The sequence below is a fragment of the Niallia sp. NCCP-28 genome, assembly GCF_023168165.1.
Taxonomy (GTDB): domain Bacteria; phylum Bacillota; class Bacilli; order Bacillales; family Cytobacillaceae; genus Niallia.
Genome location: NZ_BQYJ01000011.1, coordinates 37,884 through 58,580, shown reverse-complemented (window position 1 = coordinate 58,580; position 20,697 = coordinate 37,884). Strand labels below are relative to the sequence as shown.

Sequence of the window (20,697 nt, the reverse complement as noted above, 5' to 3'; positions counted from 1 at the left end):
TCTTTCGAATAACTATTCATTTTTATAGATACGTTATGTGTTTTAGCATTAATACAAATATATATATAAATAAAAACAGCAACATTATTATTCCTAAAACTAGCTTTTTTTCATTATTTATTTTATTTTGAATGCGTAAAATTTTATTATTTTTGAATAAATCCTTTTAGACAACCAACAAAATCAACTTCTAAAATAGCGGTCCATTTCTCCAACTTTAAAAAGACAATAATCATCTCCATTTATTGCCCCAATCCCTATGAACAAATACAACATTCAGCCCCCCTTTCTTTTTATTCATTATACACAGCACTCCAAACATTGGATATATTTAACAAGTTATTTTTGATAAACTAACACTATCTACTCTTAAAATTAGCAACAAAACAAATTTATTATAAAAGGAGCCAAAAATGAATCAACATTTATTTCTTTTCGGAGGGGGTCCTCCCTTTACTTTGCAGCATGCCAAAAAGTTTCTTAATCTGCTGAAATCTACTAATCCTATAAGCATATTATGTATGGACAAAACAGGATGGCAGCAATATATGCCCTTGTATACTCAAATGCTAAAAGAGTTAGGTGCAGCATCATTTGAATATCTGCCGCTGCCGTCTACTTCACTTGATAAAATAAAAAACAATTTATATAATAGTGCTGGAATTATTATTTGCGGAGGAAATACCACTCTTTATAGAGATTATATTGTGGATACTACTATTAGTCAGATTTTGCTAGATTGTTATGAATCAGGCATCCCTATTGCTGGATTTTCTGCAGGCGCTCTTATTTGTCCTGAAACTTGCATTATTTCAGCGAAAGATAATCCGCAGGGTACATTTCAACAAAAAAAGGGATTAGGATTATTAAAAGATACCCTTATTGCTGTACACTTTTCCGAATGGAAGGATGAAGCCCATTTGCGGCATGCTGTAAATAAATTAGGGGAACAGCAGAATTATGGTATAGATGAAAATACTGGAATCCACTTCCAAAATGGAAAAATGCATACAATTGAAGGCAAAGGAGTATATACAATTAAAAATAAGCAATTGCTGAAAATGCACTAAAGTAATTCTCATTACTTTAATTAAAAAATAAGAACCAGCAAAGATCCTTTTAACAAAGAATCTTTGCTTCTACAAAACTCTACAGCCTAGCTGTTCTTTACATCAAAATTGATAATATACTCTTCTGGCAGCAATTTATTGCCGATGTTTTCAAGATCTAAATCACGATTAATATGTAGTGTATAATGTTCTCCATCACTATAGCCTTTTTCTGGAGGGCTGATAATTACATTGTTTTCCCTATCTTTTTTGACGGTAACGGCCACTTGATTTTTATTATGGTCTAGAACATATATATTCTCATCAGAAACAATTGATTTATTTATTCCTTTATCAAAGGCAATCGTAAATTCCTTTTGTTTATCTACTTTCTGAGAATACAATTCTTTTTTGTTACTAATTTCCTTCTTTTCAAAAGGATGTCTAGTAAATAGAACAATCAAAAGTACAGCGCTTATGGAGAATAACAAATTAATTTTCTTCATCTATAGCTCCTTTCTATTTTTACATTTTTGATTTTACCTATAATACCCACTTTTCTCAATATATTTTTTAAATTTTCCGTCTACTATCTAAGAATATCTCTATGCTGCTAATACTTGTCTACAACTGCTCCAATGCTAGATGCTTTTACATAAGATTTTCCTTTTAAGCTAAGGAGATCTTCTTTTGTTCCGGTTACGACAACGCCGATGATTAAGCCGTCTTTTTGCTTTTTCTGCACAGATTTGTATAAATTTTTATCATATTTTTTTAAATGCTTTAAAAATTCTGCTTCACTTTTTATAGTAGGAATACTTTCCGATTCTCCTAATGGAGAGGTAGGTTTATAGATTCCCAATAGCCAGCGTCCATACTCTGGTTCACTCCTTTCCGCAGAATCATCATCATATTCATTCACCCAAAACCAAGTTGGATGTACAGACTTTGGCAGCATTTTTTTGACTTCTTCTAACGAATAGCCTTTATCAAAAGAAACAGCAAGCTCCATATACTTATCTTCTGGATAATCTTTTAATTTAGCCAAATCATTCAAATACTTTTTATATGTATATTGAGGCACATAAAACATCATTTCTTTTTCCCCGCTAGGAATATTCACAACTGTCGTATCATTCACCCTGGTGCTATATGACGAAAAAGATGTAGAGTAATATCCATGATAATCATAATGCACATCTTCGGTATCCCATGGAATAATTTTATCTTCGATCACTTTATAAACTTTTCGTTTGACTGTGCCTTGAAAAAAACCATAATCAATCGTTTCCATTTCAATAGATGTATTAGGCGCTTTCATTACTGCATCTGCTTTTTGATGTTCTAATGTAACTTCACTCCCTCTTTTATCGACAATCCAAATATTCGTTCGATACACTCCATAACCGACAGCCAAACACACAATAACAGAGATAAGCAGTGTCCGCACTAAAGTAATCCATTTTGCTTTTTTTAATGTTTTTTTAAAGCTTTTTTCATCAAAAATATCTTCCAATTCATTTTCTTTATTTTTTTTCATTGTTTTCCTCCTGATAAATCTCTTTAAATTTTTTTCTCGCTCGTGCTAAGTAGGTTTTGACATTGTTTGGCTTTATTTCTAAATAATCGGCAATTTGCTGATAAGACCAATCTAATTCATATTTTAGAAGAAGCAGCTGCTTATACGCAGTTGGCAGCAACTCAAGCATTTTTCTGATTTGCTGCTGATTTTCTTTTGTAATGAGTACATCCTCTATTAACTCTGCATTGGATGCTAAATTTTCATCTAGCATTAAACTCGGTGCTCTATTTTTTTTGCGGCAGTAATCATAATACAAATTGGTTGCTACTTTAAAAAGCCATGCCCGATATTTATCAGGATCAACAGCATCCATATGGATCATCATCTTATACACACTATCCTGCACAATATCCTTTGCCGTTTCCGAATCAGCGCCTTGCTTCATTAAATAATAATAAAGCTCATTCATCACTTTCTTTAAAACATCGTTGGACAACTTCTTTTTCAACTATCTTCCTCCCTCTGTTTTTTAAACGTTTAAAGAGGATAAATGTATACAATCATTAATAATATTAATTGCAAATCATTTTCGTTAATCAAAACTTCCTTTTAAATAAAGGAATTCTTTAATCATTGAGATTTTTTGCGAGCAGTGATTCTCCATCTAGAATTCGCCTAATCTTGAGCTAGGAATCTTACTACCTGTTAAATAGGGATAAAAAATCATTCAGAAATAAGGAAGACTTATGCATACAGCATATGTAAAATTCAACCAAAAACAATGCTATAGCGTTGTTTTTGGTTATTTTCCCCTTTTTTATCTTACCTGTAAAAATCATTCAGAAAGTCTTCTTCTAACATTGATTTTTCAAAGAAGAAGAAAAATTCATTTTCATTTCATTATATTAAATTTCCTGGCTGGTTGTTTAAATAAACAAATATATTAATGAATAAACATGGTGTAAATTTCCAAAACATGCTATGTTTTTTCTATTTCAAAACAAAAAAACGTTAGGATTTCTCCTAGCGTTTCAGTTTGTCGACAAAAAGGTTCAGAATGAGAGCATTCTGAACCCTTTTAAGATAATGATTGGCTGGAACTAATTGATCTAAAGAGATCATTCCTAATGGATCTCTTTGAATAGAAGAATGTTTGGAAAGTATGATGTCACCTCTCTTATGTATATCCTTATATTTTAAAGCTAATCTATTTAAAATTCTATACGAAATAAATTGAAAACAGGTTGATTGGATTGAAAGCGGTGAGACTCCTACGGGATTAGCGAGACAGTCCGAGACCCTGCAGGAGCGAAGCGACGAAGCGGCTCGGCGCTCGCCCCGTGGAAAGCGAACCCCTGAAACGGAAATCACCAACTCCATTTATAATAAAAAAACTGTAAACAAACTTCCTTTTAAGGAGAGTTTGATACAGTCTGAAAACGTTAGGATTTCTCCTAATGCTTTTTTCTTAACTTATCTGCCCGCCCACAACTTTAATATCCTCTTCATATTGTAGTGCTGCTTCTATTCCAACTTGTAGACCCTTGACAATCGTTTCAAGCGACATGCTTGGCTGGCCTGCATTGGCACCTTTGATTTGTTCTGGCAAAAATGGAATATGAATAAATCCGCCGCGGATCGAGTTATTCCCTTTAGCTAGATGATCCATCAATCCATAAAAAAAGATGGTTGCAGACAAATGTTCCTGCTGTATGGGATACAGATGCTGGGATGCCCTTTTTATTCATTTCCTTTACCATTGCTTTAATAGGCAATGTCGACCAATAAGCAGCTGGTCCTCCTAAAATGACTTCTGTATCAATTGGCTGATTTCCGTTATTATCAGGAATCCGTGCATCATTGACATTTACTGCAATTCTTTCCACCGTAATATCCGTTCTGCCTCCTGCTTGTCCTACACAAATAATAAGATCTGGATCAACTTCTTCTATTGTCTTCACTAAATGAGTTATAGATAGATCAAAAACAGTAGGAATTTTTTCGATCTGTATATCGTATTCTCCCATACATGCACCACTAAACGCCTTTACCGCTTCTAATGCTGGATTGACCAATTCTCCTCCAAAGGGCTCAAAACCTGTAAGCAAAATTTTGGGCATCATTTATTCCTCCTATTTAAAAATGATAAACTAAGAAATACATTAATAACATGTTTACTATCATTAATGGAATGGCAATCGGAACTTGTGCTTTTATTACTGCATTTTTATCTTTTAAGTTTAATAGCATTGCCGGAACAATATTAAAATTGGCAGCCATTGGTGTCATCAGCGTGCCGCAATAACCGGCGAACATGCCTAATGCTGCCATAATCGCCGGATTTCCTCCATGCATTTGCACAATTAATGGAAGCCCAATTCCTCCAGTAATCACTGCAAAAGCAGCAAAGGCATTTCCCATAATCATTGTAAATAATGTCATTCCTAAACAATAAGCAACAACGGCAACAAATGCATAGTTTGTCGGCAGCAGATCGCCAACAATTCCAGAAACTACTTTCCCGACGCCAGCTGTTGAAAAAATGCCCCCAAGTGCAGATAACATTTGCGGCAAAATAATGGCCCAGCCTATTGCCTGCATTAAGCGGCTGCTTTCCTGCATAGGAACAGATGCTTTTGCTTTTGTTAAAACTTGTGCAGCTATATAAGCAACAATAGTACTAATGCCAAGAGAAATAAGTGTGGCATTTTTCGGATCAGCGATATAAACATCACCAAAATGAATTTTTCCTAATGTCAATGTACCAATTACCGTTACTGCTGGAATAAGAATGGCCGGCAAAAAGATTTTTCCTTTTAAACGCTCTGCATGACTCTCTCGTTCTTCTTTTTTTAATTCCTTTTCTTTTCCTGCTTTCACTTTGCCGAATGATGCAATAATAACCATAATCAATACTAAGTAGCCCACTACAATCGGCGGCATCCATTGTCCAAATAAAAACGTTGATGCAAATATTCCCCAAAACAGGAAGGATCCAATACGAGTTGGATGGTTTTTATCAAGAAGCACCCGTATTGCTACAAAAGCAACAATAATGCCAAGTAAATAATAAATGCTTTCTAATGTGATAATGTTCATCTTATCCTCCTTCTCTTATGCCGTTGTTTTTTTGGAATGATTTATTTTCCCGCTAGTTGTTGCTTTTTGAATTCGTTTATCTAATAAGCTAAAACGCCACCATGAAAGAAGCAGTGCAGAAATTGCTGTTGGTATTCCCCATAAAGCCATGTCCCAGACACTTACATCTATGCCGACAGAATCATAGAATCCTTTCATCAATAGAATGGCGCCTGTTGCAATAAAGATATCTTCTCCAAAAAACCAGCCGACATTTTCAGATGCCGCAGCATGTGCTTTAATATCTTCTTTCAAATCCTCTGGAAGTTCCCCATGTTTGGCTGCTGCAGCACCTTCTGCCATTGGAGCAACCAATGGGCGAACAGTCTGAGCATGTCCGCCAATATTTAAGCCAAGGGCTGCAGAAAATTCACGAATAATTAAATAAGATAACATAACACGGCCTGCAGTTGCTGCTTTTGCTTTTTTGATAAAAGATTCTGCTCGTTCTTTTAATCCGTATCTTTCCAATATTCCGATAACGGGCAGTGTAAGAATAATCGGCAATGACATATAACGGTTATCAATAAATATTTGCCCAAACTGTGTTAACACATCATTAAAGGAAAATCCGGAAACAAGTCCTGTCACAATCCCTGCCAACATAACAACTAATAATGTATTTAGCCTAAATCCAAATCCAATGGCAACAATAAGAATTCCAATTAGTTTAATCATTATTTCCCCTTCTTTCTCCAACTTGTTTTTTCGTATATACTTAGGCAAAAGGGACGTCTTCTTTTGGCCATAATACGAAGTTAGCAAAAAATTACTTCTTATGTAGTTCAGTATTTCGGAATTATTGTTCCGAATTTTCGTAATATAAATTATTTTAGCACGATATTTGAAGTTGTAAAATAAAATGTTAGAAATTCTTACATTTTTTTTGCATTTGCACTAAATGCATGTATTTTAGTTCACCATTAATCTGATTCGCTTATTTTTTGCTTTTATTCCATAAAAAAAAGCCCTATGAAGAGCTTCTCTTTTAACAATTGTATGGTTATTTATACACAATGTCCCCTGCGTATCCCATTTTCTCCGATACTTCTTTGGCATGAGCCTTTACTTTTCGAATAAATTCCGGCAATCTTTCTGCTTGAAAACGAATATCTGGTCCTGCTAAGCTAAGCCCTCCAACAGCCTGGCCTTTATGGTTAAAAATAGGGGCAGCAATCGCTGTTGTATGGTCTTCTAGTTCCGAGTTGCTGATCGCATAACCGGAGTTTCTCGTTTCTTCTAAAATAAGGCGAAGTTTATCTAGCTCTGTAATGGTTCCAGATGCATATTTCTTAAATTCAACCGTCTTCAAATATTGTTCCTGCTCTTCTTTTGGCAAAAATGCTAAAATGATGCGCGGACATGCCCCTGCATACAAAGGAGATCTTCTGCCAACAGCTGTATATAACCGGACTGGATGGGTGGAATCCAGCTTTTCTACATACATCGCCTCATCGCCGTCTTTAATAATTAAGTTCACCGCTTCTTCTGTTTCCGCGCGCAATTTTCTCATCACAGGCAATGCAATTTGCCTTACATCAAGCCTATCGGCAACTAATTGCCCAAACTGCAAAAATAATAGACCAAGAGAATATAAGTTATCTTCATCTTTATCAAGAAAACCCATATCCTCCAAAGAACCAAGCATACGATGGACAGATGTTTTTGGCGTTTCTGTCAGCTGAATGATTTCATTAAATGAAAGTTTTGAATGTGTAAGAAAAAGCGTTAATAGATCCTTTGATTTAATGACTGTTTTATTTTTGTTTTGCATGCACCATTCCCCTTTTAAACAGATTTATCTATTTTAATTCATTAGGTTATCAAAATCATTAAAATCTCTAAATCCAATTAAAAATTCCAATAAATTCCTTCATTCGTCAATGTTACCTAAATAACATTTACTCGAACTGGATGTAACCCTACACCCGATACTCCATTTGCAAAAGCATCTGAAAATACTTTTCTCATTATATTGTAAGCCCCGTTTACATCAGCATTAATTAATTCACCTTCAGCAGATTTGAACATTCCACGTTTAACTCGTTTTCCTTTGTAGGTATCATGTTTACAAATATCTTCTAAGTCTAAAAAGCTACACTTAGACGTATACGGCTCTTCTGTAATAATCACACTCAATCCCACATTCTCAGCTTTATATTGTAGTTGCTGTATGTACATTTGATGAGGAATGCCGACAAAAGACTGGTTAACCTTCTTACTCATTTTACTTTCACGTTTCCAATCTTTATTGTTACCGACAACAACAATATTACAACTTAATGATAAAGCGTGTTTAATAGTCCAATTACTTGCTTGATGAATGAAATTACTGATTATATTGTTTCTTTTGATTGTCAATCTATTCATCTTATCTGTCCAATCAAGTTTATTCATTCGTTTAGCTATTTCACGATAATGGGAAACATCCTTATTATACAATTTATTTATTGATTTTAGACCTTTACCATTAATAACTACTGGAATTTGTCCAACGTTATTTACAATGGTTGCGAAGTTATCTAGACCAATATCAATTGATAAGTATTTCCCATTATTTATTTTATTTTCTTTTACTTGTGTTTTGTAAACTACTTCAACAACAATGTATTTATTTCTAGGAAGAACTCTAACTTGCTGTAATTCTTTTTCTATTTTTGTATTCAAATAAAACCCATTAAATGACTTAGGAAACTTGATAGTATCACCTTTGATCTTACAATTTTGATTAGTGAGAATTACTATTTGTCTACCATTCTTGCTTAAATATTTTGGTAACTTTGGTCTACCTGTATATCTATTTGGATTTTTCTTGTGATCTTTTACACTATTAAAAAATGACTTCCAATTTTTATCTAATAGTCTTAATAATTGTTGAGACGATTGAACTAACGGCATTTGTTTATAATCATAATTTAATTCTTCTTGTTTAAGCAATTTGTCTAAATCCTTATACCCTATATATTTTCCATTATTAATAAACCTTTGTCTAATTTGATAATTTGCAAAGTTGTATAAATTCTTAGATTTAAAACAAAACTCATCTAACATTTTATAATGTGTATGATTAGGTTTAATTATATGTTTTTCTACTCTTGTAACAATCATATTTTCACCTCCTTTATTCTGGTTCTTCTCTTTTAACCAGTTCCTTTATTATTTTATTTTTTCTTTTACTATACATTTTCATTGAGTAACAATGCAATAAACTCACCATTTCCTCAAATACTTCTTCACTGTCTAGCTTCGCATACCTATTTCACTCATGACGATAATTTCCGTATTATATTTTTAAATAAATGTTTAAATAAATTAAATCCTACTCTACTCATACGATCTTTATATGTAATAATCACTCTTTCTACTTTCCCATTAACAACCTCATCTAACATTTCAAAGAATTGTTTTCTTTTTTCAAATGAAATTCCACTTGCTATATCTTTATATATTTTATTTATTTGCCATCCATTAGAAAAACAAAACTGTTTTAATAATTCTATTTGATTTTCTAAATCTTTCTTTTGTTTATTTGTAGATACCCTGGTATAAATGTACGTATTTCTTTTTACTCCGTCATTTAGAAATAAATAAACAGCTTCTTCATTATTTATAATACACCATATATAAATACCAATTTAAATGTATTTTATTAAAAATTTTAATGTTTTTCATTATTTTTCTTATTATTTAAGCCTATATATTTTTCCATTACAAATACAAGAAAAGGGCAGAAGAAAATAAAAGAAGTGTTTAAACAAAATTATTGTTTAAACACTTCTTTTTAGCAGTCTACTGTTTCATTAAAATAGCGTGCTTCAGCTGTTTCCAATGTTTTTCCTTTTCAAGCTGCATCTGCTGCGCTTCTTCTAGTGTGATAAGCTGAAAGCGAACTTTTTCTCCTGGCTTCCGTTGTGCCAAATAAGCTAAATCAACGGAAGCTACTTGAGCAATTTTCGGGTAGCCTCCTGTTGTTTGGCGATCAGCGAGGAGGATAATGGGATTTCCATTTGGAGGAAGTTGGATAGTGCCAAAAGAAACAGCTTCTGAAAGCATATCTTCCTTTTCCTGAAGCTCCATCGTTGGTCCTGACAAACGGAAACCCATCCGATCAGATTGAGGGGTTATACGAAAAAATTCTGCAAAAAGCTGATGTTTTCCTTGTTTTGTTAATCGATCATATTGCCTTCCAGGAAGCACTCGGATAAACGCTTCATCCGCCCCAGAAAAAAATGGATTGGAGTCTACAAACCAATCGGTCGTGGAAAAATGATTGGTGGATGTTGCATCTTTCAGCTTGCTAACAAGCATCATGGATCGTTCAGAACATTTCCCCCGACCGATAGTATCCCCCTTTTGCAGCGACCTTCCTTTAAAACCGCCGATTTCTCCCCTCAAATAGGTGCTTTTGCTGTCCATAATTGTTTCAACAGCAAATCCGCCGGCCACAGCAAAATAGCTGCGGCATCCAGATTTTGGTGCACCAAACTTTATTACGCTTCCCTTTTTTATCCAAACAGGGCGCCAAATAGGCAAAGGAATTCCGTCTACTGATGGAGATAAATCAGCTCCCGTAATGGCAATCAGCATATCTTCATCTACACTTATCATTGGCCCCATCAGTGTTATTTCAAGGGCAGCTTCCGTTTCCTTGTTTCCAATCAATACATTTGCCATTCTTAAAGAATAAACATCCATTGCACCACTTGCAATAACGCCATATTTTTGAAAACCATATCTGCCCGTATCCTGTATACTAGTCAGAAGTCCTGGATGAAGTATTGTTATGCTCATATCGAAAGCCTCCTTTCCATTCGTTATATTCTTTCCAAGCAATAGAACGAAACTTCACTATATCACCTGCTTGAAGCAAACTTGGAGGATTATGTTCTGGCAAAAAAAGATCTAATGGAGTCCTCCCAATTAAGTTCCAGCCTCCTGGTGTGCCAATTGGATAAACACCTGTTTGCACACCAGCTATTCCAACAGAACCAGGGGGAATAAGAGGACGCGGCGACGAATGTCTAGGAGCGGCGATTTTTTTCGACATCCCGCCTAAAAAAGGAAAACCTGGAGCAAATCCAATCATATGAACAAGATATTCTCCACTTGTATGTATAGCTATTACTTCCTCTGGCGTTAATTTGTTAATGGATGCCACCAGTTCTAAATCTGGTCCAAATTCGCCCCCATAGCATACAGGTATTTCCATGATACGCGGGCTACATTTTTCATTGCTGTTTAGCTTCCCAATAATTTCTTCCATCAAAGCATACACCATTTTGTATGGGGAAACCGATTGGGATGAATTTTTATATTTTTCATAAATAACAACAGGATCATAAAACACAACAACATTGGTGAATGCGGGTATATACTCAATAAACCCTGGAAAAGAATGTTGATCTAAATAGCGAGTTAATTGTTGAATATGCTGATGAATGTCTTTATTTACTTCCTTGCCGAATTCAATTAATATCGCAGAATCGGAGAATGGTTCTATATGTGCTGCTATTCGCAAATCTGTTTTTGTATAAGTCAATGTTCATCCCCTCTTTTTACACGCCCATAATATCTGAATATTACCATAACTTCAATTAAAAAAATAGAAACTAACTAGAAATTCATCTTAGTAGTTTCCCATTTTTGTGATTAATCAATTTCCTGCAAAAATTGGATCATTATAGTAGATTACTTCAGAAAGAATTTTGCTTCCATTTAATTTTGCCAATGTTTCTCTTGCTTCCTTTTCGCTTGTAAACTCATACATGCATAATTCATTTTCTTTTGAATAGAGGGTAATAACCCACATATTTAAATGCCTCCTGACAATCCTGTAATATTTGATAAATGGATTTTACGTCATTCCTTTTTACGGAACTAAAGTTCCATTATATAGATTTAATTATATTATAGTGATCCTTTTCAAAAAGAACAACCGTTACTTTTTAAATAATTATTTAAAAATTTCCATATCTATATTAAGATTATGATAGCTTGCCTTTTTTGGAACTACTATTCCGAAATATAGGCAAATACATAGAACCATTTTAAAAAGGGAGGTTTTTTGCTTGCATCAAATTGATTTAAATTGTGATTTAGGAGAAAGCTTCGGCACATACAGCAAAGGAAAAGATGAAGAAATTCTTCCTCTGATTACATCTGCTAATATTGCCTGCGGATTTCACGGGGGAGACCCTTCTGTCATGGGAAAAACTGTTCGTCTTGCCCTTGATAGCGGAGTAAAAATCGGTGCACATCCAGGGCTGCCTGATTTAATTGGTTTTGGACGCCGCAATATGGATATTTCTCCACAAGAAACATATGATCTTGTACTCTATCAAATTGGAGCATTAAACGCATTTGTGAAAGCAGAGGGTGCAAAGATGCAACATGTCAAACCACACGGAGCATTATATAATATGGCTGCCAACAATAAAAGTTTGGCAGAAGCAATTGCAAAAGCCGTATATAAAATCAATCCAGAACTTATTCTTTTTGGATTATTCGGCAGTGAACTTATAGCCGCAGGAAAAAAAATCGGCCTGCAAACGGCAAATGAAGTTTTTTCTGACCGCACCTATCAGCAAGACGGAACACTTACACCAAGAAAAGAAAAAAATGCTCTTATCCATAACAATGAACAAGCTATTTTGCAAGTAACCCGTATGGTGAAAGAAGGAAAAGTAATATCGGAGCAAGGAACAGATATAGAGGTCCAAGCAGACACAATCTGCATTCATGGGGATGGACCAAAAGCTCTGACATTTGCACAGCTGATTAGGGATTCTTTTGCCAAATCGGATATTTCGATACGGGCAATCGGGGAGAAATAAAGATATCTCCCCTCCTCAGGCGATATAACCAGATATACTTATAGAAGCAAAAACTGTCTATTTGGCTCAATTTTTTGTATTTTGCTTCAACCTTCTAATGGTTTGGTGCAAATTTTTTAAAATAGCTGCTTTTCGACAAAATCCGCTATTTTCTGCTTATCTCCGTTAAGTAGAGTTGTTCCATAACTGCTGATACTACTGTACTTAACGGGGTGATAATAACAGCAGATGCTTTCTTTTCCATCTCTTTAGCCCCATCTGCCATAGATAATTGGGCAACGGAAAGTATTTTCTCCCCTTGCTTAATCAATTCAAGCAAAGCATTCTTTATTTTTTGATCGTATTCTTCTTTTAATCCTTTCATAATCAGCTCAAATGAATCCGGAACCACCACAACCTTAAAATCTATTATTTGATGATGAGCATCTGCATACTTACGAAGGCGCGCTACTGTGTCCTCCACCGTTTGGGGATTGGAAAAAAGCATGGTTTGCGGTTTTTTATTGCGACAAATATGGGCAAAAAATGGCTCATCGATTTTTATGATTGGTGCATTTATAGTCAGTTCTACCTCTTCTAAAACAGCAATATAGGTGGTGCACGTAATAAGAATCGCATCCGCTCCGCATTGGTCCATCCACTCTATCTGCTCTTTTATTTTATTTTTCACCGCATCTGTCTGAAGTTTCCCGGCTAGTGCAACTTGGTAAATTAAACCTGGATCAACAAAATGAATAAATTCAATTTCATAAGCAGAAAACGCTTTTTCTATATACTCTATGTTGGAAAAATGAGCATGAAGGCAGGCTATTTTTTTGTGCACTTTTATTCACATCCTAAAATTTACTTTGATCGTTTATACTTCTCCATCAAATTCTCTATCTTGTTTAACCGAAAACTATTTACTCATTTAAATGAATGCCTATATTTTTTAATTGTTTTTCTAAATGCTCTTGCTTCACTTTTCCATTTTCCTGATATTCAAGTTAATAATATGCCGTCATAAAAACAGGTGCATCAAAACTCAGCCAAATATCGCGGTAAATGTTAAGAGCATCCCTTACGGTTAAAAACTCTCCGTTTTCTAATTCCATATCGTCATCTACTCCAAATTGAAATCGGCAGCATTTACATATTTCAAAAGAACCACCCGCTAATTTTTCAAAATCATCATATACAAGTTCGTCAAATCCCTTATAACCGCATACTGGACAAATATACTTCATGCTACTATAAATCTCCTGCTCTTTTTCATTAGTCTAACATTAAACCTGCTTTAGAATAGCTGTGATAACCTCTATTCAAAATTATTTTTAAAATAGCCTATTATGCATAAAAAATAGAGGCACCTATTATGCCTCCATTTTTTTACTTATTTGCTTTCATATGCAACTAAATGTTGCTGCTCAAGCAGCTCCTTTGCACTTTCGTATAAAAAATAAGCTGCTTTAATAAGTGCATTCTCCTCTATATGTGCAGACCAATCTTTATGTCTATATTGTTCCATATCCTTAAAATGTGTCCCATGTCCTTTTAGCCTTGGGCCATAAACCGTGTAGCCGATTTCTGCAAATTCCCTTCCCAAATAGCGAACGTTTTGAGGCGTTCCCATAAATCTATGGGAAATTAAGATGTCCACCTCATTCCCTTGCAAAAAATAATTCCGCTCCTTCCATAACAGGAGATCTTTCACTCACCCTTCTATCTCCTCTTTCTTTCAATACGATATTGATTTACACTTGTCGTTTCGGGTTCATGTAAATAAAGCAAAATAAACTCATTTAATTTTTTAGTTATTCCACCTTTGCCGAACTTAATAGATTTTGGAGAGTTGACATTTCCTTCTTTAATAAAATCTAAAAATGCTAAAATATAGATGCGTCTATAGACCACATTTGTCATGCCATATTCAAAGAACCAATGATCAATGACATTATAGCTCCCTCGATTAATGCCATACAGTTCATCACATCTTTTATAAAAAGAAATGTCAGGGAGATTTAAATAATAATTGGCCGCCAAAAAGTTTTTCTTCTTTTGCTTTAGTAAACTGCTTAACATAAAAATGGATTCCTCCTTTGACTGCATACTAAATTTTATATACTGATGCTTATCTTCTGCTTCTTTCTAAATCTATCTTTCGCCTTTCAATTGTTTCATCCTTATCTGCTTACGATATTCTAGTTCAATTTCTGATAACGTTAATTCATATAGTTGATGTGATTCTTTTTTATAAATGCCAAAAGAAATTAACTGTTGAATCAGTGTTTCTTTTCTATACTCGACAGCCTTAAGCAGCTCAGTCATTGATTATTCCTCCCCTTTGTTCAAATGGTTATTAAAAATACAAAAGAGACTTAAAAATAAAGTAAAACTTCAATCAGTGGGAGTTTTCTCCATCCCCCATTGATTGTTAGTTGAATCAATCGGGCCTTTACAGGCAGTTACCACCACCTAGATTTCTCGTTTCTTCTCATTCTCCCTTAGATGGAAGTTTTACTGCCCGTTAATGCCAGATAAATTTTGATAACCTATCCATTGTTGAATGTTTTTGTAATTCCTTTCTTGAGAAACAAAAGCTGCACCTATACTTAAAATCTATAAATAAACTAAATCTCTGCCCAAACGAAGATAAAAAGGCCTAACCTTAAGTAAGGTTAGGCCTTCGTTCGTACGATCGGCTGCAGCTATTGATTAATACGATTATAAACACACTATTCCTACCTGTCAACACTGATTTAAAATCCAACTGCATAATAATGGCTAATTTTATCCCCGTAATTGTTTAGTTAAAATTAAGGTAATTCTTTTGATTTATTAACGATTGAAAAAAGCGGCTGATACAAGCTCCAAGGAAGTCCCTGTCGTTCTAGTTGGCGGCGGTTCCCTCTTAGCCTGGGGATATATTATTTTAGAAGACTGCCAATGAATGGCCTATGTCACTTCTGAATTGGTCACATAAGGGGAAAATGAAGATGTAGTATAGCAGAACCACGATAAAAACCAGAGTGATGACCTAGATCTTCATTTGGTTTTTATCGTATGCATTTAATATAGTGGCTTCAATTAAAAATAAATACTCCTGTCCACTGCTTTCGCGATTTTGATGAACCACTTTATATCGTCAAAACCATTCACTAAATAATCGGTGCAACAACATTAAAGCCAAGTTTTTTGGCTTCATCTTCATTAAACCCATTATCAAGATGCATACAGTAAACTTTCTCTCTTGCTTTTGCATCCATTAATTTATCTAGTTTTTTCAAAGATAGATGCACATTCCCTTCATACTCTGCTATGCAAGTATCTTGATAAAACAAGTCAAAGCCGCCATTATTCTGCCTATTAAGAATATCTGCAGGAATGTCATTGCAATCACCGCTATAATAAATGGTTTTATTTTCATAGTGGATAATATATCCATACGATTTTAATTCTTTAACGTGAGACACTTTAATTGATTCAAAGTCAATATGAAAATCAGCATACTGATATTCTGCTGATTCACTGAATTGAATTAATTTATAAGCATTTTCTTCTACCCCCATCATTTGAAGAAGGGGTTTAATATTCAAATCATTCGGCGCGTATACACAAACATTTGCTTCTGCCGGCTTATTCATGGAGTAATAGCCATATAAAATTAAGTCTCCTAATGAGCCTATATGATCACAGTGCGTGTGTGTTAAAAGAATACAAATTTCTTCAACATCTTCAAGTAAATTGGTTTTCTGCAGCCTTGCAAAAGTGCTGCTCCCACAATCAATTAAAAATAGTACATGATCCTTTTTGATAAATGCTCCATTGTTCCCTAATGCAATATTAAAAGCACTTCCACAGCCGATAAAATTCAACAATTTCATTCCTCTTTTCTAAAAATTGTATTTGTTTTGACCTACATACTGAAATACTTCATATTTATAAATCTTTTTTTAGAAAATATTCATTTCATTAACAGCCCCTTAATAAGGGTATCTAATCTTTAAACAACTATCTTTGAATATAACACTCACTTCAGAAAAAACAAATCTCCCTAGACACGTTCTGCACAAAAACTCTTATATTGAGACTTGCCTATCATTGCTCCTTATTCGACTAAACAAAATAGACTATCTAAAAAAAGCCAATGCGTTTTTAACGCATTGGCTCGTCGACTAGTCTATCTGCTTACTCATTAACTTACAGTTGGCTGTTTAATCGTTTTGGTAAAAAATCAAGCTAGCTTAGAAGTTCATCATGATGTGTATGTCTTTTATATCTTTTCGACTATGTTAAAAACAAGGAACATAAATCGAATGCATTTATACAATTAGTTTACATGCCCCTGTGTCAGCTGATTGTTATACAAGCTGGAATAAAATCCATTTTTCATTAAAAGGTCTTCGTGTGACCCCTGTTCAATGATTTCTCCATCTTTAATTACTAAGATAGCGTCCGCCTCTCTTATCGTACTGAGCCTGTGTGCAATGACGAAGCTTGTTCTCCCTTTCATTAAAGACTTCATTGCTTCTTGAATATGAAGTTCTGTTCTTGTATCGACACTGCTTGTTGCTTCATCCAAAATAAGAATGGAAGGATCGGCAAGAACAGCGCGGGCAATTGTTAAAAGCTGCTTTTGTCCTTGACTTAAATTTCCTCCTTCTGCGTTTAAATGCGTATCATATCCTTTGGACAGCTTTTTTATAAACATGTCAGCATGAGCAAGCCGAGCTGCATCTTCCACTTCTTTATCCGTAGCATTCAAACGGCCATACCGAATATTTTCTCGAATCGTTCCAGAAAATACATAAGCATCCTGCAAAACAAGTCCGATTTGCTTTCTTAGAAATTGTTTGCTGAATTGCTGAATATTTTCCCCATCAATAAAAATCTTCCCTGATTGTATCTCATAGAATCTTGTCAATAAATTAATAATGGTTGTTTTCCCTGCACCAGTTGGTCCTACTAAAGCAATCATCTGACCAGGCAGAGCATTTAGAGAAAGTTTTTTTAGAATAGGTACATCTGGCTTATAACTAAAATTCACGTGATTAAAAATGACTTCCCCTTTTATTTTTTTATCAGACATTGCTTCTTTCTCTTCTACAGTTTCTGACTCTAAATCCAACACTTCAAATACACGTTCAGCTCCTGCAATCGCAGATTGAAGCATATTATACTGATTGGCAAGCTGATTGATCGGCTGGCTAAATTGGTTGGAATAATGAAGAAAACTGACAATGACTCCAATTGTAATAATGTCATGGTATGCAAAAATACCGCCACATACTGCAATAATGACAAAACTTAGATTGCGCATCGTATTCATCATAGGTCCCATTGAACCAGAGAAGCTTTGAGCTTTCACACTGACTGACCGCAATTTTTCATTAATCTCTCGAAAATCTTCAATGGATTTGGCTTCCCTGCCAAACACTTTCATCACCTGTAAACCGGAAATGCTTTCCTGAACAAATCCATTTACTTCCCCTAAATGCTTTTGCTGTTCAGAAAAATACTGGCGAGTATATTTAGTGATTTTTTTCGTAATGAAAACAATGGATGGAACAATCAAAATGGTAATCACTGTCATCCAAAGACTTAAACTCAACATCATGACAACACTGCCAACTAGCATAAAAACACTGGAGATAAGCTGCACGACCGTTTGGTTCAGCGTATTGGAGACATTTGCGATATCATTTGTGGTTCGACTCATCAACTCTCCATGTGTCTTTTGATCAAAAAAAGACACAGGCAAATGCTGATATTTCTCAAATAAATCTTGGCGCATGTCACGAACGGTGTTCTGAGATAAACTCGAAGCCACATATTGTTGAATCCATGTGAAAACAGCGCCTAAAAAATAAACCCCTAATAACAGAAATCCCATTAGAATAAACCCATCAAACTTATGTGGAACAATATAGTCATCCATTGTTTTTCCTATTAAATAAGGACCTAAAAGCAGCAAACAAGAGGTTAAAGCAGTACAGAAGATTACTACCAGCAGTCCTTGACGCTGGCGTTTGACATAGTTCCAGATTTTGAGCAGTGTCCCTTTTGCATCCTTTGACCTTACTATCGGAACTTCTCCAGGTCTTGGACCCCGACTTTGCTGAAAACCCATTTGGGAAAGATTTGCTGAACCTTTCTGTTCATTAGAATGTTTGTTGCTCGACATAAGACGCCTCCTGCCTGCCAAATTGAGACTTATAAATATCTTGATAAATCTCACATGTATCCAATAATTCTTTATGAGTGCCGCTGCCTACAATAGCCCCTTCGTCAATCACTAGAATCTTTTGGGCTTGTATAACAGATGAAATTCGCTGAGCAATTAAAAATGTAATATTTTCTTTCATGAAACTTTTTAAGGAATCTCGGAGTTTTTTCTCTGTGCCAAGATCCAAAGCACTCGTACTGTCATCCAAAATTAGTATCGGAGGCTTAATCAGCAGGGCTCGGGCAATGGAGATTCTTTGCTTTTGTCCACCAGATAAATTGACTCCTTTTTGGCCAACTTTCGTGTCATAGCCATTTGGCAGCTTGGAGATAAACTCATGTGCTTGAGCTATTTTAGCAGCCGCCTCAACCTCCTCTTGCGTGGCATCCGATTTGCCGAATGCGATATTATCTTTTATAGACCCAGTAAATAAAAAGGACTCTTGAAGAACCATTCCAATGTTTTGCCGAAGTTCTAAAAGGGGGAGATCTCGAATATCCTTTCCATCAATCTCAATAGAGCCGGATGTGACATCATACAACCTTGGAATCAACTGGACAAGCGATGATTTCCCAGAACCTGTGGCCCCAATGATGGCAACTTTTTCTCCACATGAAGCCTTAAAATTCACATCTCGCAATACTAAATCCTTTGAGCCAGCATAGGAGAATCCTACATGACGAAATGCAATATGCTGAGCTAAAATAGAAGAATCCTTGTTTTTTTCTGCGTTTTCCATTGCAGGATTTGTTGTTAAAACTTCGTGGATGCGTTTAGCCGACACATTAGCTTGTGAGACATTCACAAGAAGCCCACTCACCATCAACAAGGAAGACAGTACCTGTATCACATAGTTAATAAAAGCAACTAAATCTCCCACCTGAACAGAGTTCATCCAAACCAAGTTCCCCCCATATAAAAGGATCGCAACAAGACATGCATTCATAATAAATGTAACGATTGGAGAATTTATTGCAATAAAACGCGCTGCTTTTATGGAGATGTCCGTGTAGTCTCTATTGACTTGTTTGAATTGCTTTGTTTCATAATCAGACTGGACAAAAGCCTTTACTACCCGAATTCCTGCCAAATTTTCTTGCATCCTTGTATTTACTGCATCAAGTTTTTCCTGGACATTGGAAAACAGTGGATAAGAAAATCTGATAAGCACGAAGAGAACTACAATTAAAATGATTAGTGTACCCAGCAAGATAAGCCCCAGCCGCAGATTGATTATCAAAGCCATCACCACACTGCCTATTAATAAGCTTGGTGCCCGGACGAGACCTTGAAGAGCGATTTGCATAAAGTTTTGAACTTGAACAACATCATTTGTCATTCGTGTAATTAATGATCCTGCCTTAACTGTATCAATATTCTCAAATGAAAAGCTTTGAATTTTTGTATAGAGGGCCTCCCGGATGTCTGCACCGAAATTCTGAGAAGCGCGAGTGGCAAAAAAGTTGCATCCAATACCTGCCACTAGTGAAAGCAATGCCACCAGAACCATCATCCATCCAGTATGATGAATAATTTGGAAATCACGCTCTACTACTCCAAAATTAACAATATGAGCTGCTAATTTAGGCTGGAGCAAATCAAAAAACACTTCGAATATCATAAAAAGAGGTCCGAGAATCACGTATTTCCAGTAAGGCTTTATATATGTTTTTAATCCCCACATCATTACTTTTCTCCTTTTGCTAAAGATTCTTTATAAAACGGGATCATTCTAAGGATTCTTTTTCCTCCTCTCTCTATTTGTTTCGTTTTTGTATTTATTTCTTCTGCTTTATGGAGTTCAAAGCGCTTGGTAAATTCGCCAATCACCAACTCAATCGCTTTTAATTCTCCAAGAATATTTTTTTGATCCCATGAAACTCTGGTGCCGCCAGTTGTTGTCTTAATGTTTTAATATAAACTGTTTTACATTCAGCAACTTCCTTTACG

At 35.1% G+C, this 20,697-nt stretch carries 20 protein-coding genes and 2 pseudogenes; 2 read left to right on the top strand and 20 right to left on the bottom strand.

Annotated features, from left to right (window positions below):
* Window positions 1-413 precede the first annotated feature (413 nt).
* Window positions 414-1,070, top strand: a complete 657-nt coding sequence (locus NCCP28_RS20585; protein WP_248563091.1) for a Type 1 glutamine amidotransferase-like domain-containing protein — start codon at window positions 414-416, stop codon at window positions 1,068-1,070.
* Window positions 1,071-1,156: 86 nt separating this feature from the next.
* Here the strand turns inward: NCCP28_RS20585 and NCCP28_RS20580 are convergent, their stop codons facing one another.
* The 12 genes and pseudogenes from NCCP28_RS20580 to NCCP28_RS20525 form a co-directional block, all read right to left on the bottom strand.
* The gene (locus NCCP28_RS20580; protein WP_248563090.1) at window positions 1,157-1,555 is read right to left on the bottom strand and encodes an Ig-like domain-containing protein; all 399 of its coding nucleotides are present in this window, start codon (window positions 1,553-1,555) and stop codon (window positions 1,157-1,159) included.
* A 107-nt stretch (window positions 1,556-1,662) separates the two neighbouring features.
* Window positions 1,663-2,589 carry an anti sigma factor C-terminal domain-containing protein gene (locus NCCP28_RS20575; protein ID WP_248563089.1) on the bottom strand — a complete coding sequence of 309 codons (927 nt, stop codon included), beginning with the start codon at window positions 2,587-2,589 and terminating at the stop codon, window positions 1,663-1,665.
* Window positions 2,576-3,079, bottom strand: coding sequence for an RNA polymerase sigma factor (locus NCCP28_RS20570; protein ID WP_248563088.1), 504 nt, complete (start codon window positions 3,077-3,079; stop codon window positions 2,576-2,578). The genes NCCP28_RS20575 and NCCP28_RS20570 overlap by 14 nt, the downstream gene beginning before the upstream one ends.
* A gap of 960 nt (window positions 3,080-4,039) precedes the next feature.
* Window positions 4,040-4,691 (bottom strand): annotated as a pseudogene (gene pcp / locus NCCP28_RS20565) (pyroglutamyl-peptidase I).
* A gap of 16 nt (window positions 4,692-4,707) precedes the next feature.
* The gene (locus tag NCCP28_RS20560; RefSeq protein ID WP_248563087.1) at window positions 4,708-5,670 is read right to left on the bottom strand and encodes a DUF979 domain-containing protein; all 963 of its coding nucleotides are present in this window, start codon (window positions 5,668-5,670) and stop codon (window positions 4,708-4,710) included.
* 15 nt (window positions 5,671-5,685) lie between these two features.
* The gene (locus NCCP28_RS20555) at window positions 5,686-6,387 is read right to left on the bottom strand and encodes a DUF969 domain-containing protein (RefSeq protein ID WP_248563086.1); all 702 of its coding nucleotides are present in this window, start codon (window positions 6,385-6,387) and stop codon (window positions 5,686-5,688) included.
* A 325-nt stretch (window positions 6,388-6,712) separates the two neighbouring features.
* Complete coding sequence (locus tag NCCP28_RS20550) at window positions 6,713-7,483, bottom strand: IclR family transcriptional regulator (RefSeq protein WP_248563085.1); 771 nt, start codon at window positions 7,481-7,483, stop codon at window positions 6,713-6,715.
* A 116-nt stretch (window positions 7,484-7,599) separates the two neighbouring features.
* Window positions 7,600-8,817: an RNA-guided endonuclease InsQ/TnpB family protein gene (locus NCCP28_RS20545; RefSeq protein ID WP_248563084.1), complete on the bottom strand. Its 1,218-nt coding sequence runs from the start codon at window positions 8,815-8,817 to the stop codon at window positions 7,600-7,602.
* A 13-nt stretch (window positions 8,818-8,830) separates the two neighbouring features.
* Window positions 8,831-9,314: pseudogene (locus NCCP28_RS20540) on the bottom strand (IS607 family transposase); the annotation flags it as partial.
* A 184-nt stretch (window positions 9,315-9,498) separates the two neighbouring features.
* The gene (locus NCCP28_RS20535; protein ID WP_282579593.1) at window positions 9,499-10,500 is read right to left on the bottom strand and encodes a 5-oxoprolinase subunit C family protein; all 1,002 of its coding nucleotides are present in this window, start codon (window positions 10,498-10,500) and stop codon (window positions 9,499-9,501) included.
* Window positions 10,463-11,227: a 5-oxoprolinase subunit PxpB gene (gene pxpB / locus NCCP28_RS20530; protein ID WP_248563112.1), complete on the bottom strand. Its 765-nt coding sequence runs from the start codon at window positions 11,225-11,227 to the stop codon at window positions 10,463-10,465. Before pxpB ends, NCCP28_RS20535 begins: the two co-directional genes overlap by 38 nt.
* Before the next feature lie 135 nt (window positions 11,228-11,362).
* On the bottom strand, window positions 11,363-11,518 hold the full coding sequence (locus tag NCCP28_RS20525; RefSeq protein WP_248563083.1) for a hypothetical protein: 156 nt from the start codon (window positions 11,516-11,518) through the stop codon (window positions 11,363-11,365).
* A 259-nt stretch (window positions 11,519-11,777) separates the two neighbouring features.
* Here NCCP28_RS20525 and pxpA point away from each other — a divergent pair, with 259 nt between their 5' ends.
* Entirely contained in the window at window positions 11,778-12,542 is a 765-nt protein-coding gene (pxpA, locus tag NCCP28_RS20520) for a 5-oxoprolinase subunit PxpA (protein ID WP_248563082.1), read from the top strand.
* 145 nt (window positions 12,543-12,687) lie between these two features.
* Here pxpA and NCCP28_RS20515 read toward each other — a convergent pair whose 3' ends face one another.
* From NCCP28_RS20515 to NCCP28_RS20480, 8 genes are all read right to left on the bottom strand, one after another.
* Entirely contained in the window at window positions 12,688-13,371 is a 684-nt protein-coding gene (locus tag NCCP28_RS20515) for a hypothetical protein (protein WP_248563111.1), read from the bottom strand.
* Window positions 13,372-13,528: 157 nt separating this feature from the next.
* Window positions 13,529-13,768 (bottom strand): hypothetical protein, encoded by a 240-nt coding sequence (locus NCCP28_RS20510; protein WP_248563081.1) that lies wholly within the window; start codon window positions 13,766-13,768, stop codon window positions 13,529-13,531.
* Window positions 13,769-13,914: 146 nt separating this feature from the next.
* On the bottom strand, window positions 13,915-14,235 hold the full coding sequence (locus NCCP28_RS20505) for an alpha/beta hydrolase (protein WP_248563080.1): 321 nt from the start codon (window positions 14,233-14,235) through the stop codon (window positions 13,915-13,917).
* A gap of 8 nt (window positions 14,236-14,243) precedes the next feature.
* Window positions 14,244-14,603, bottom strand: coding sequence for a hypothetical protein (locus NCCP28_RS20500; RefSeq protein ID WP_282579591.1), 360 nt, complete (start codon window positions 14,601-14,603; stop codon window positions 14,244-14,246).
* 72 nt (window positions 14,604-14,675) lie between these two features.
* On the bottom strand, window positions 14,676-14,849 hold the full coding sequence (locus NCCP28_RS20495; protein WP_248563079.1) for a Fur-regulated basic protein FbpA: 174 nt from the start codon (window positions 14,847-14,849) through the stop codon (window positions 14,676-14,678).
* 830 nt (window positions 14,850-15,679) lie between these two features.
* Window positions 15,680-16,399: an MBL fold metallo-hydrolase gene (locus tag NCCP28_RS20490; RefSeq protein ID WP_248563078.1), complete on the bottom strand. Its 720-nt coding sequence runs from the start codon at window positions 16,397-16,399 to the stop codon at window positions 15,680-15,682.
* Between the two features lie 452 nt (window positions 16,400-16,851).
* Entirely contained in the window at window positions 16,852-18,705 is a 1,854-nt protein-coding gene (locus tag NCCP28_RS20485; protein WP_248563077.1) for an ABC transporter ATP-binding protein, read from the bottom strand.
* Window positions 18,683-20,431, bottom strand: coding sequence for an ABC transporter ATP-binding protein (locus NCCP28_RS20480; protein ID WP_248563110.1), 1,749 nt, complete (start codon window positions 20,429-20,431; stop codon window positions 18,683-18,685). Before NCCP28_RS20480 ends, NCCP28_RS20485 begins: the two co-directional genes overlap by 23 nt.
* Window positions 20,432-20,697 lie beyond the last annotated feature (266 nt).

What these genes read in the sequence shown, in the direction of transcription:
- NCCP28_RS20585 (WP_248563091.1), top strand. Translation starts at nt 414, where the DNA reads ATGAATCAACATTTATTTCTTTTCGGAGGGGGTCCTCCCTTTACTTTG.
- NCCP28_RS20580 (WP_248563090.1), bottom strand. Translation starts at nt 1,555, where the DNA reads ATGAAGAAAATTAATTTGTTATTCTCCATAAGCGCTGTACTTTTGATT.
- NCCP28_RS20575 (WP_248563089.1), bottom strand. Translation starts at nt 2,589, where the DNA reads ATGAAAAAAAATAAAGAAAATGAATTGGAAGATATTTTTGATGAAAAA.
- NCCP28_RS20560 (WP_248563087.1), bottom strand. Translation starts at nt 5,670, where the DNA reads ATGAACATTATCACATTAGAAAGCATTTATTATTTACTTGGCATTATT.
- NCCP28_RS20555 (WP_248563086.1), bottom strand. Translation starts at nt 6,387, where the DNA reads ATGATTAAACTAATTGGAATTCTTATTGTTGCCATTGGATTTGGATTT.
- NCCP28_RS20550 (WP_248563085.1), bottom strand. Translation starts at nt 7,483, where the DNA reads ATGCAAAACAAAAATAAAACAGTCATTAAATCAAAGGATCTATTAACG.
- NCCP28_RS20545 (WP_248563084.1), bottom strand. Translation starts at nt 8,817, where the DNA reads ATGATTGTTACAAGAGTAGAAAAACATATAATTAAACCTAATCATACA.
- NCCP28_RS20535 (WP_282579593.1), bottom strand. Translation starts at nt 10,500, where the DNA reads ATGAGCATAACAATACTTCATCCAGGACTTCTGACTAGTATACAGGAT.
- NCCP28_RS20525 (WP_248563083.1), bottom strand. Translation starts at nt 11,518, where the DNA reads ATGTGGGTTATTACCCTCTATTCAAAAGAAAATGAATTATGCATGTAT.
- NCCP28_RS20510 (WP_248563081.1), bottom strand. Translation starts at nt 13,768, where the DNA reads ATGAAGTATATTTGTCCAGTATGCGGTTATAAGGGATTTGACGAACTT.
- NCCP28_RS20500 (WP_282579591.1), bottom strand. Translation starts at nt 14,603, where the DNA reads ATGTTAAGCAGTTTACTAAAGCAAAAGAAGAAAAACTTTTTGGCGGCC.
- NCCP28_RS20495 (WP_248563079.1), bottom strand. Translation starts at nt 14,849, where the DNA reads ATGACTGAGCTGCTTAAGGCTGTCGAGTATAGAAAAGAAACACTGATT.
- NCCP28_RS20485 (WP_248563077.1), bottom strand. Translation starts at nt 18,705, where the DNA reads ATGTCGAGCAACAAACATTCTAATGAACAGAAAGGTTCAGCAAATCTT.
- NCCP28_RS20480 (WP_248563110.1), bottom strand. Translation starts at nt 20,431, where the DNA reads ATGTGGGGATTAAAAACATATATAAAGCCTTACTGGAAATACGTGATT.